Here is an 11546-nt window from a genome sequence, read left to right on the forward strand (position 1 = left end):
CCGCCCCGCCCACGATCGCCGCGGCGAGCAACACCCACTGGACCGCGCCGACGAGCGTCCACCACCGCGGCGGCCGGTTCATTCCGAGGTCGGTTCCGCCGACCGCCCGGTCCAACGCATCCGGCACCGCCCCAGACCGAGACTTTGCCGCCTCCAACAGCTTTCGCGGCCACGGCGCCGGCAGGCCGGCCGACGCGGTGTCGGCCAGCGAGCGTACGGCGCTGTCCACCGCCGCCCGCGAGGCCGCCGACGCCGACGGCAGCGAGGTTCGGCGCAGCACATCGTCTTGCCCGTCGGCGTGCCCAATGCCCAACCGCCGCAACGGATCTGCTCGCATCCTGGACAACCAGCTCAGCGGCGGCCAACCGACCGCCGCCATCCCGCGCCGATCGTAAGCGCGCCCGACAGCTGCCACGACGGTAGGCACTCCGGCCGCCGCCACCAGCGCGCCCTGCAGCCGTCGCTCGGCATCCCGCAGCGCGGGCTCGGATCGGCGCTTCGGGACCAGCGGTGCCAGGCGCGCGGCGATGTGATCCAGGTCCGCGCTGACCCGAGCGGTCCGCGCGCGGTGATCGGCGACGGTCGACGCCAGGAACTCGAGCAGCGGCGCCACACCGTCAACCGTCACCGCAGACGTCGTCAGCACCGGGACCCCGGCCAGGCCGTCCGCGGCCAACAGCCGGTGCAGGTCGCGTACGCAGGAATCCAGGTCAGCTGGCGACAGCCGATCCGACTGGTTGAGCACCACCGCCATCACTTCACGGTGCGCGGACAGCGGCTGCAGATACGAGTCGTGCAGCACCGCGTCCGCGTACTTCTGCGGGTCGAGCACCCACACGAACGCGTCGACGAGCCGAATCAGCCGGTCCACTTCGGCCCGGTGAGACAGCTCGGTGGAGTCGTGGTCGGGCAGGTCCAGCAGCACGAGCCCGGACAGCTCGGGCGCATACGACGCGTCGCGGTACTGCCGGTTGCCGATCTCCAGCCAATCCAGCAGTTCGGTCGCGCCGGACGGTCCGAACACCACCGCCTGGCTCGCCGACGTCGTAGGCCGCCGGATGCCGACCGTCGCCAACTGCTCCCCGACGACGGCATTGAACAACGACGACTTCCCGCTCCCCGTCGCCCCGGCCAGCGCCACCACGGTGTGCTCCCCGGACAGCCGCAGCCGTGTCCCGGCCCGGGTGTCCAGCCCGCGTATCTCGGCGAACACGTCGTCGGGCAGCCGATCTGCCCCGAGCTCGGCCACCGACGTCAGCGCCGCCAGTCGCGAGGTGAGACTCACCGCAGCACCGCCGCAACGGAATTCGCGGCCGCTCGCAGCTCGTCACCGGAGATCATCGACGACGCCGAACCCAGCACTTCGACGTAGCGGCCACTGTCCTGAGCCAACAGTTCGCCGACCCGGACCAGCAGCTCGTCGCGGGCCCGCCGCGCCAGGCCGCGGACCGCCTGCTCACCGAAGATTGCCTCCAGGACCTTCTGGCTTGCCACCGACGTCCCTCCGGCCACGGCGATCTCGGCCCCGGTCAGACCGGCGGTTTGGCTGAACACCGCGAGCATCACGACCAGCCCAGCCCCGTTGACGCCGTACGACGCCAGACGCGCCCCCGACCGCTTCGACGCACCCTCGGTACGGACGAGCTCGAGTACGAACTCCTGCCAGTCGCGAACCAGCCGCTCCACCGCCTCGGCCAGGCCGGGTGCCGGACGGGCCAGCTCGTCGGTCAGCAGAGGTTCCCCCGCCTGGTGGCGGGCCCAGCAGCCGTAGGCCGACTCCGCGGCCTCTTCCACCGCGGCCTGCACGACCGTCGCGATCCCCGATTCCAATGCCGACCCGAGTTCCTCGACCGGGCCTGGCCGCCCGCTCACGGCGGCCACCAGGCGGTCCCTGATCCGGCCGACGCGCGACTCCAGCTTCCGCAGGAACTCCCCTGTCCCGACGACGTCCTGCCAGCGGGCCAGCACCTCGCCTCGCAGCAGCGCGCCGTCGCGGATCGCCTCGTCCACCCGCGAACGGGCGCCGTCGTAGGCCGACGTCACGCAGGACATCAGCTGCTCACGCACCGCGGACTGTTCATCGGCGGCGTCGGCGAGCGCATACGCCCGGGGCGCGAGGCTGCGCAGTGCCCCGTCCAGCGTGTAGCGCACGACCGCGGCCCGCTGCTCCGCGTCGGCCGTCAGGCTTGCGAGCCACGAGCGAATGGGCGCAATCGCCTTCTCCCGCAACAGCCCTCCGCGCAGCGACTGCTCGGCCACGACGAACAGCGGCGCACCGCCCAGCCCGTTCGCTGCGAGCATGTCCGCGAGGTGCGCGCCCACTTCCTTCACCGCCTCGGGCGGGCAGCGATCGAGCACGATCGCGATCGCCGTGCCGCGCTCCCGCGCAGTGTGCAGCATCTGCCAGGGCACGGCGTCGGCGTAGCGAGCCGCGGTCGTCAGGAAGATCCACAAGTCGGCGGCGGCCAGCAGCGTGGCCGCCAGCTCTCGGTTGGCGCTCACGACGCTGTCGATGTCGGGGGCGTCGAGCAGCGCGAGCCCGGGGCCGATGCCGGGATTCGTCGCCAGTCGCAGCCCGTCGGGCCCCGACGAGCGCGGCAGTTGCGGCAGGATCCGATCGTCGGTGAACCACATCAGGTCCGCGGGATGGCACACGATGACGGGACCCCGGGTGGTCGGCCGCAGCACACCGGCGGGACTGACGTCGACGCCGACCAGTGAGTTGATCAAGGTCGACTTACCGGCGCCCGTCGACCCGCCGACCACCGCCAGCAGCGGGGCGTCGAGACTGCGTAACCGCGGAAGCAGGTAGTCGGAGAGTTGCCCGGTCAACTCTCGGCGGTCGTGTTCTGCCCGCCACGCCGACGGCGCGGGCAGCGGGAACGTCGTGCGCCCGAGCACGTCGCCCAGAGCCGCCACCGCATCGACGAGATCGGCGGCTTCCGTCATCCCTTCAGCCTGCCCTAAAAGTCCCTGGCGGCGCGGGGAGTTCGCCCGCCGGGCAGCGGCATGCACCGCATATCGGCTCAGTCACGATCGTTAGGCTGTGCGCCATGGCTGCTGACATCGTGCCGGTCCGACTCGGCCTGACCAAGGGCGACCTGTACACGTTATGGGCTCCACGCTGGCGTGATGCCGGTGACGAGTGGGAGGCCTTCCTCGGCAAGGACGAGGATCTGTACGGGTTCGAGTCGGCCGCCGACCTGGTCGCGTTCGTCAGGACGAACTCGGACAACGACCTCGCCGACCACCCGGCATGGGAGAAGCTCACCCAGGCCAATGCGCACCGGCTCGATCCGGCCGAGGAGCACCAGTACGACGTCGTCGGCGTGCCGGACATCGTGTCGGAGAAGGCCGACGAAGAGGCCGTGCGGCGGCTGCACCGCACGTTGGCCGTCGTCTCGGCGCTCGGCTCGGTGTGCGAACTCCCGGCGGTGGCCAAGTTCTTCAACGGCAACCCCGTGCTGGGCACGCTCGGCGGCGGGATCGACGCGTTCTCGGGGCGCAGCGGGCGCAAGCGGTGGGCCGAGATCGAGGCGGTGATCGCCCGAAGCTGGGACAACGTGGTCGACGCGATCGACGAGGTGGTCACCACGCCCGACGTCGACTCGGACGCCGCGGAGAAGGCCGAGGCCGAGCTGGCCGAGCCGGCACCCGAACCCGAAGAGGACGCCCTCGACGAGACCGAAGATGCCGAGGCCGGTGAGGACGAAGGCGACGACGACGTCGATGACGAACCCGATGCTCTGGCCGCTCAGGCCCAGAGCCAGGTGCTCGGCAGCGACGAGGACTTCTGGCACAAGGTCGGCATCGATCCCGTCCGGCTGATGACGAGCGCAGGGACCTACTACACGCTGCGCTGCTATCTGGACGACCGGCCGGTCTTCCTCGGCCGCAACGGGCGCATCAGCGTCTTCGGCTCAGAGCGGGCGCTGGCGCGTTACCTCGCCGACGAGCACGACCACGATCTTTCCGGGTTGGCCACCTACGACGACATCCGGACCGCGGCCACCGACGGGTCACTGCAGGTCGACGTGACCGACGACAACGTCTACGTGCTGACCGGCATCGTCGACGACCTCGCCGACGGACCCGATGCGCTGGACCGGGATCAGGTGACACTCGCCGTCGAACTGCTCAGGGACGTCGGCGACTACTCGGAGGACTCGACCGTCGACAACGCACTCGACGCCGACGAGCCGCTGGGCCGGGTTCTCGCGCACGTTCTCGAGCCCGACAAGGGCCGGCCGCCGAGCCCGCCGTACGCCAAAGCCGTCGAGCAGTGGGAGGCGCTGGAGACCTTTGTCGAGTCGCGGCTGCGGCCCGAATAGCGTTACAGCTCAGTCGCTTTCGGGTGCCGTGGCTCGTAGAGACCGATCTCCCCGCCGCCCGGCATCCGAATGCTTGTCAGCAGGCCCCAACCCTCGTCGCTGATCGGTCCGCACTGCACGCCGTCGGCTTCCAGCTGCGCGACGGTGGCGTCGACGTCGTCACACATCAGGTACAGCTCGTGTGCACCGCCGCCTTCGGCCGGATGGACGGCGACCTCGGCGGGCGGCAGCTTGAAGATCAGCCACCCGCCTCCGGCGTCGACGTGCGGGTAGCCGAGCACGTCGCGGAGGAATGCCCGATCGGCCTCGGCGTCGCGGCTGTAGACGATGACGTGCGCCCCGGTGATCATCGGGCCACCGTACGACGCGACACGACCCGCCGTCGCCAAACCCGGCCGAGCGCACCGATGCCCAAAACGGCCACGGCAAGCAACCACGGCCACGCGCCGTGCTCGCTGACCCAGCCGGCGAGCGCTCCTTGCAGACGCGCCGCCGCAGCGATCACCGGATCGTCCGGGTCGCCGCCGCGCATGAGTCGTACCTCGTGGAAGCCGTAGTAACCGACGTACGCCCCGACGATCACCAGCAGCGCCCCACTGATCCGGTTCACGTAAGGCAGTGCGCGTCGCAGCCCGTCGGTCACCGCCGCGCCCGCGAACGCCGCACCGATCGCCGTCGCGCCGACGATCAGCCCGAAACCGGCGGCGTAGGCCACGAAGGCGGCCACGGTGTCGGCGAGCGTCGCACCGCCCACACCGATGCCCGTCACGGCGAGGAATGGGCCGACGGTGCATGTCACCGATGCCATCGCATAGCTCACGCCGTAGCCGAACATCGATCCGAGGCGCGCCGTCGGCAGCCACCGCGGCGCAGGCTTCGGCGCGAGGATCGACAGGTCGCGGCCGGCCAGCAGCCAGATCCCGAGACCGGCGAGCAGCGCGCCGATCAGCATCGTGGCGAACGGCAGATACCGCATCACCACGGACGCCGCCGTCACGGTGAGCAGTCCGAAGGCAGCGAACACCACAAGGAAACCCGAGCACATCGCAATGGAGGCGACCAGCGCCCGGCCGACGGGCCTACCGTTCGACTCCCCGCGCACCACCAGCGCGAGGTAAGCGGGCAACATCGCGAAGCCGCACGGATTGAGCGCAGCGAGCAGGCCGGCGAGCAGAGCCAGGCCGAGGTCCACGGATGGCTACGCCTTGAGCGCCTTCACCCGGTCGGAAAGCTCCTGCTCGGACATCGCAGCGGTCGGGTTGTTGACGAAGGTCGACGTGCCGTCGGCGCGGTAGAACACGTATGCCGGTTGCCACGGCACGTTGAACCGCCGCCACGTCGAACTGTCGGCGTCGTCGAGGTTGGTGAAGTTGAGGTGGTACTTCGAGACGAAGTCCCGCATCGCCGCGAGGTCCGACCGAGCGGCGACGCCGACGAACGTGACGTCGGGGTTGGCCGCGGCGACCTGGCTGACCGACGGGCCCTCCGCATTGCAGAACGGGCACCACGGCGTCCAGAACCACAGCACGGCGGGCTTACCCGCCAAACTGTTGCCGTTGAACTGCGCCCCGTCCAGCGTGGTCTCGGTGAAGTTCAAGCGATCGTCGGCGACGGCCGCCGGCGCCGCCGCTATCGACAACAGCAGCGCGAACACGAAAACACACAAGCCGATCGGCCTGAGCAGTCCCCGGGACGCTCTTCTCATGACGCACCTCCCGTGCTCGTCCTCATGACGCACCTCCCGAACTCGAAAGTACCCAGGGACGACGACGTCACTCCCGGGCCGGCCAAGACGTCATTTTTCCGCAAGGTGTCTGCGCTTGCGGTCGTTTGCTGAGACGGCGCCGGGGTAACCCCGCCCCATGAACCGCAAGCCATGGATGCTCGCCGCCACCACCGCTCTGGCCGCGTCGACCCTGATGATTCCGCCGACCGCCGCTGCTGCTCCGTGCCCCGACGCCGAGGTGGTGTTCGCCCGCGCCACCACCGAACCCCCGGGTGTGGGCGGGGTCGGTCAGGCGTTCGTCGACACGCTGCGCGCGCAAGCCGCGGGGCGGTCCATCGGCGTGTACGCGGTCAACTATCCGGCCACCGAGGACTTCCAGCCGTCCGCTTCGGCGGGTGCCGCCGACGCCAACGCCCATATCCGGTCGATGGCCGCCGAATGCGCGAACACCAAGCTGGTGCTCGGCGGGTACTCGCAAGGCGCGTTGGTGGTCGATCTACTCACCGCGGTCCCCGTCTCGATCGCCGGCTTCGTGCCTGCCCCGCTGCCGCCGGAGGCGGCTGACAATGTTGCTGCGGTCGCGGTGCTCGGCAATCCGGCCACCCGGTACGTGGGGCTGCCGCTGACTGCGGTGAGCCCCGAGTACGGGGCCAGAACCGTCGACCTCTGCGCGCAGGGTGACCCGATCTGTTCGCCCGGCGGGGGTAGTTCCACTCCGTCGCACGACGAGATGTTCTCCCCGGCGCACCTGTCGTATGTGTCGTCGGGCCTGGCGGCGCAAGCCGCGACATTCGCGGCCGGCCGGCTTTGAGGTCCGCCGCCTGGTCTGACGAGCGCCCGCAAAATGCACGCTTTGAACGGTGTGTCGGTGTGCAAACACGGTCACTCGCGGGAGGTGTGGTTCAGCCGATGAGGACGGCGTAGCGCGGTTTGATCACGTCGTCGATGATCGACAGCCGCTCGTCGAACGAGATGAACGCCGACTTCATCGCGTTGATGGTGAACCGCTGCAGATCGCTCCAGCCGTAGCCGAAGGCCTCGACCAGCCGCAGCATCTCCTGGCTCATCGTGGTGTCGCTCATCAGCCGGTTGTCGGTGTTGACCGTGACGCGGAACCGCAGCCGGGCCAACAGGTCGAACGGATGCTCGGCGATGCTCTTGACGGCACCGGTCTGCACGTTCGACGACGGGCACATCTCGAACGGAATCCGCTTGTCGCGCAACAGCGCCGCGAGCCGGCCCAGCTGCGTGCTGCCGTCGGGTGCGACGGTGATGTCGTCGACGATCCGCACGCCGTGACCGAGTCGGTCGGCACCGCAGAACGCGATCGCCTCGTGTATCGACGGCAGCCCGAACGCCTCTCCGGCGTGAATCGTGAAGCGCGCGTTGTTGTTCCGCATGTACTCGAACGCGTCGAGATGCCGGGTGGGCGGATAACCGGCTTCCGCGCCGGCGATGTCGAAGCCGACGACACCCTTGTCGCGGAACCGCACCGCCAGTTCGGCGATCTCGAGCGAGCGCGCCGCGTGTCGCATCGCCGTCACCAGGCATCGCACCGTGATGGGCCGCCCTCCGGCGCGGGCCGCCTTCTCGCCGTCGGCGAAGCCGGCCAGGACCGCGTCGACCACCGCGTCCAGCGACATGCCGCCGTCGATGTGCAGTTCGGGGGCGAACCGGATCTCGGCGTAGACGACGTTGTCGTCGGCGAGATCCTCGACGCACTCGCGGGCCACACGGTGCAACGCCTCCGGGGTCTGCATGACACCGACGGTGTGCGCGAAGGGCTCGAGATACCGCACCAGGGACCCGCTGTGCGCGGCGGTGCGGAAGAACGTCGCCAACTCGTCGACGTCGGTCGTCGGCAGGTCGTCGTAGCCCGTCGCCTCCGCCAGCTCCAGCACCGTGGCCGGGCGCAGGCCGCCGTCCAGGTGGTCGTGCAGCAGCGCCTTGGGCGCCTGCCTGATCGAGTCCAGGGTCAGCGGCGTCGTCATGTCACCCTCCGCTCGTGATCCGGTCGATGACCAACGGCCGCGACGGCGGTGCGGCATCGCCGATGCTCCATGCGCCGTCGAGCTCGGCGATCGCGGCCTCGAACCGTTCCGGCGTCTCGGTGGAGAGGGTGAACAGCGCCTCGCCGGCGCTGACGGGCTCACCGGGGCGGCGGTGGATGAGCAGGCCGGCGCCGGGCTGCACCCGCTCACCAGGAAAGGAGCGACCCGCACCGAGTCGCCACACCGCCAGGCCCACCGCCATCGCGTCGATGTCACCCATCGTGCCACCGCGGGGCGCCGTGATGGTTTCGACCGCCGGGCCGCCCGCGAACGGTTGCGCCAGGTCGCCACCCTGCGCGGCGACCAGGTCCCGAAATCGGTCCATCGCCGAGCCGTCCTGCAGCGTCTGAGCCGGGTCCACCCCGTCGATCCCGGCGGCGTCGAGCATCTCGGCGGCCAGCGCCAGGGTGAGCTCGACGACGTCGCGCGGCCCACCGCCGGCGAGCACCTCGAGCGATTCGGCCACCTCCACGGCGTTGCCGACCGCCCGGCCGAGCGGCGTTGCCATGTCGGTCAGCAGCGCCCGGGTCTCGATACCGGCCGCAGCGCCGAGGTCGACCATCGTGCGGGCCAACTCCCGCGACTCCACCTCGGTCTTGAGGAACGCCCCGGACCCGACTTTCGAGTCCAGCACCAGCGCGCGGGCACCCTCGGCGATCTTCTTGCTCATCACCGAGCTGGCGATGAGCGGAAGCGACTCGGTTGTGGCGGTGACGTCGCGCAGCGCGTAGATCCGCCGGTCGGCGGGAGCAAGTTCACCCGCCGCGAAGATCGCGGCGCCGAGATCGCAAAGCTGTTGGCGGATCTGGTCTTTGGAGATCTCGGCGGTGAAGCCCGCAATGGATTCGAGCTTGTCGAGCGTGCCGCCCGTATGACCGAGGCCGCGACCTGCGGCCTGCGGCACGGCTCCGCCGCAGGCCATCACCACCGGAACCAGCGGGATGGTGATCTTGTCGCCCACCCCACCGGTCGAGTGCTTGTCCACCAACGCGAGTGGCTTGCCACCTCGACGTAGGTCGGTGAAGTCCAACCGCTCGCCGGAGTGCACCATCGCCGATGTCCAGCGGGCGATCTCGGCGCCGGTCATCCCGCGCAGGAAGATCGCCATCAACAAGGCGGACATCTGTTCCTCGGCCACCCGGCCGTGGGTGTACGCGTCGATCACCCAGTCGATCGCCGCGTCCGGCAGGACGCCGCCGTCCCTCTTGGTCCGGATCACCGTCGGCGCGTCAAGTGGATGCGACATCGAACCCCCGCGCGTCAAATGTGAACTGCGTCACGGTGTTTCCCCACTCGGGGCACAATCCCGACGGGCCAGATCATGCGGTCCGAACGCATCGGGCAGCAGGTCGCCCAGCGGCCGCGGGCCGCCTGGATGGTCGATGAGCATCTGCGGGCCGCCGTGCTCGAGCAGTACCTGCCGGCACCGCCCACACGGCATCAGCACCTCACCCGCGGCGTCCACACACGACAGCGCGATCAGCCGTCCGCCGCCACCGGAATGCAGGTTGCAGACCACTGCGCACTCGGCACAGAGACCTAGGCCATATGAGACATTTTCCACATTGCAGCCGGCCACGACGCGCGCGTTGTCGACCAGCGCCGCCGCGCCGACGGGGAACCCGGAATACGGTGCATACGCGGTTTGCGAAGCATCAATTGCCTTACGCCGCAACATATTCCAGTCGACATCGATCGCCATTTCATCCTCACCGGGCCGGTTCTGAATGCATTCCGAAGTCCCGCGCGCGAAGCCGGGCGACGGCATAGGCAAGCCTAACTTCGGCGTTTTTCAAGACATCGACGGCTAAACCGTAGTTCGTTTAGCGGTACGACTGGGTTTAGAGTCGCCCCGAGGTTTGGGTGAAGTGCGCGAACCGGACCGAACTCAGGCAGCGACCACTGCCGCCCGGTGCTGTTCTACGAGCCCAATCGTCCACCGAAGGCGTTGGAGGCCAGATGAGTACTCAAACCGCCGGGCCGGCACCCGGGGATGAGCGGGTCGCGCGACCGCGACCGCCCCGCAGGCGCACCCTCTACCGCGGCGACGCCGCGATGTGGTCGTGGGTGCTGCACCGCATCACCGGGGCGACGATCTTCTTCTTCCTGTTCGTCCACGTGCTCGACACCGCCCTGGTGCGGGTGAGCCCGCAGGCATACAACGAGGTCATTGAGACCTACAAGACCCCGCTGATCGGGCTGATGGAGGTCGGTCTCGTCGTCGCGGTGCTCTACCACGCCCTCAACGGCATCCGGGTGATCCTGATCGACTTCTGGCAGCACGGTGCGCGCTACCAGCGGGCGATGCTGTGGGTCGTCGTCGGCGTCTTCCTCGCGGTCATCATCCCGTCGCTCGGCATCATCGGGATGCACATGGCGGAGCGGTTCCTGTGAGCGCGTCGGGAGGAGCGCCGGGCGGGACGGCGGGAGGAGCCTGGACGCCGCACCACCGCGAGGGCCGCATCGCCCCGGTGATGGAGAAAGAGCACGACCGGCCTGCGGGGCTGGACCATCCGCGGGCGCCACGACGACCGCGCGGCATCCCGTACTTCGAGAAGTACGCCTGGCTGTTCATGCGGTTCTCCGGTGTCGCGCTCGTCTTCCTCGCGCTCGGCCACCTGTTCGTGATGCTGATGTGGGACGACGGCGTCTACCGCATCGACTTCAACTACGTCGCGCAGCGCTGGGCGTCGCCGTTCTGGCAGATCTGGGACATGGCGCTGCTGTGGCTGGCACAACTGCACGGCGCCAACGGCCTGCGCACCATCATCGGCGACTACGCGCGCAAGAACACCACGAAATTCTGGCTGAACTCGCTGTTGCTGCTGGCGACCGGATTCACGCTGGTCCTCGGCAGCTACGTGCTGGTCACCTTCGACGCGAACATATCGTGAGCGGGAGCTTTTAGATGATTCAAGAACATCGCTACGACGTGGTGATCGTCGGCGCCGGCGGGGCAGGCATGCGCGCCGCGGTCGAGGCGGGCCCGCGGGCCCGCACCGCGGTGCTGACCAAGCTGTACCCGACTCGCAGCCACACGGGCGCGGCGCAGGGCGGCATGTGTGCCGCGCTGGCCAATGTCGAAGAGGACAACTGGGAGTGGCACACCTTCGACACGGTCAAGGGCGGCGATTACCTCGCCGACCAGGATGCGGTCGAGATCATGTGCAAGGAAGCCATCGACGCCGTGCTGGACCTCGAGAAGATGGGGATGCCGTTCAACCGGACACCCGAGGGCCGCATCGACCAGCGCCGGTTCGGCGGGCACACCCGCGACCACGGCAAGGCGCCGGTACGCAGGGCGTGCTACGCCGCCGACCGCACCGGTCACATGATCCTGCAGACGCTGTACCAGAACTGCGTCAAGCACGACGTCGAGTTCTTCAACGAGTTCTACGCGCTGGACATCGCGATCACCGAGACGCAGTCCGGCCCCGT

Annotated in this window: 13 protein-coding genes; 5 read left to right on the plus strand and 8 right to left on the minus strand. The window is 69.3% G+C overall.

Going from position 1 to position 11546, the window contains the following annotated elements; genetic code table 11:
• Positions 1-1285: GTPase (locus A5663_RS13420; RefSeq protein ID WP_068149509.1), on the minus strand; the 1285-nt coding region annotated here is incomplete at its 3' end.
• Positions 1282-2949 (minus strand): dynamin family protein, encoded by a 1668-nt coding sequence (locus tag A5663_RS13425; protein ID WP_082974118.1) that lies wholly within the window; start codon positions 2947-2949, stop codon positions 1282-1284. The genes A5663_RS13420 and A5663_RS13425, both read right to left, overlap by 4 nt.
• A gap of 104 nt (positions 2950-3053) precedes the next feature.
• On the opposite strand from A5663_RS13425, the gene A5663_RS13430 reads away from it, so the two are divergent.
• Positions 3054-4331, plus strand: a complete 1278-nt coding sequence (locus A5663_RS13430; protein WP_068149514.1) for a primosomal protein — start codon at positions 3054-3056, stop codon at positions 4329-4331.
• Between the two features lie 2 nt (positions 4332-4333).
• Here the strand turns inward: A5663_RS13430 and A5663_RS13435 are convergent, their stop codons facing one another.
• Genes A5663_RS13435 through A5663_RS13445 form a run of 3 tightly spaced genes read right to left on the minus strand, consistent with a single transcriptional unit; the run spans position 4334 to position 6036 of the window.
• Positions 4334-4681: a VOC family protein gene (locus A5663_RS13435; protein ID WP_068149517.1), complete on the minus strand. Its 348-nt coding sequence runs from the start codon at positions 4679-4681 to the stop codon at positions 4334-4336.
• Positions 4678-5523 (minus strand): cytochrome c biogenesis CcdA family protein, encoded by an 846-nt coding sequence (locus A5663_RS13440; protein ID WP_068149521.1) that lies wholly within the window; start codon positions 5521-5523, stop codon positions 4678-4680. Before A5663_RS13440 ends, A5663_RS13435 begins: the two co-directional genes overlap by 4 nt.
• A gap of 6 nt (positions 5524-5529) precedes the next feature.
• The gene (locus A5663_RS13445) at positions 5530-6036 is read right to left on the minus strand and encodes a protein disulfide oxidoreductase (RefSeq protein ID WP_068149524.1); all 507 of its coding nucleotides are present in this window, start codon (positions 6034-6036) and stop codon (positions 5530-5532) included.
• Positions 6037-6193: 157 nt separating this feature from the next.
• Between A5663_RS13445 and A5663_RS13450 the strand changes: the two genes are divergently transcribed.
• Entirely contained in the window at positions 6194-6868 is a 675-nt protein-coding gene (locus tag A5663_RS13450; RefSeq protein ID WP_231976781.1) for a cutinase family protein, read from the plus strand.
• Between the two features lie 91 nt (positions 6869-6959).
• Here the strand turns inward: A5663_RS13450 and A5663_RS13455 are convergent, their stop codons facing one another.
• The 3 genes from A5663_RS13455 to A5663_RS13465 are packed head-to-tail and all read right to left on the minus strand — an operon-like array spanning position 6960 to position 9810.
• Positions 6960-8048 (minus strand): adenosine deaminase, encoded by a 1089-nt coding sequence (locus A5663_RS13455; RefSeq protein ID WP_068149527.1) that lies wholly within the window; start codon positions 8046-8048, stop codon positions 6960-6962.
• Position 8049: 1 nt separating this feature from the next.
• A complete protein-coding gene (locus tag A5663_RS13460) occupies positions 8050-9354 on the minus strand; it encodes a thymidine phosphorylase (protein WP_068149530.1) in 1305 nt (434 codons plus the stop codon).
• A gap of 30 nt (positions 9355-9384) precedes the next feature.
• Positions 9385-9810, minus strand: coding sequence for a cytidine deaminase (locus tag A5663_RS13465; protein WP_068149540.1), 426 nt, complete (start codon positions 9808-9810; stop codon positions 9385-9387).
• A gap of 257 nt (positions 9811-10067) precedes the next feature.
• On the opposite strand from A5663_RS13465, the gene sdhC reads away from it, so the two are divergent.
• From sdhC to A5663_RS13480, 3 genes are all read left to right on the plus strand, one after another.
• Entirely contained in the window at positions 10068-10502 is a 435-nt protein-coding gene (gene sdhC, locus A5663_RS13470; protein WP_082974119.1) for a succinate dehydrogenase, cytochrome b556 subunit, read from the plus strand.
• A gap of 80 nt (positions 10503-10582) precedes the next feature.
• Positions 10583-11002 (plus strand): succinate dehydrogenase hydrophobic membrane anchor subunit, encoded by a 420-nt coding sequence (locus tag A5663_RS13475; protein ID WP_068149535.1) that lies wholly within the window; start codon positions 10583-10585, stop codon positions 11000-11002.
• Between the two features lie 14 nt (positions 11003-11016).
• Positions 11017-11546, plus strand: a 530-nt coding sequence (locus A5663_RS13480) for an FAD-binding protein (RefSeq protein ID WP_156744475.1), incomplete at its 3' end; no start/stop codon positions are given.

Origin of the sequence: Mycobacterium sp. E740 (assembly GCF_001672895.1) — a bacterium.
Classification (GTDB): Bacteria; Actinomycetota; Actinomycetes; order Mycobacteriales; family Mycobacteriaceae; genus Mycobacterium.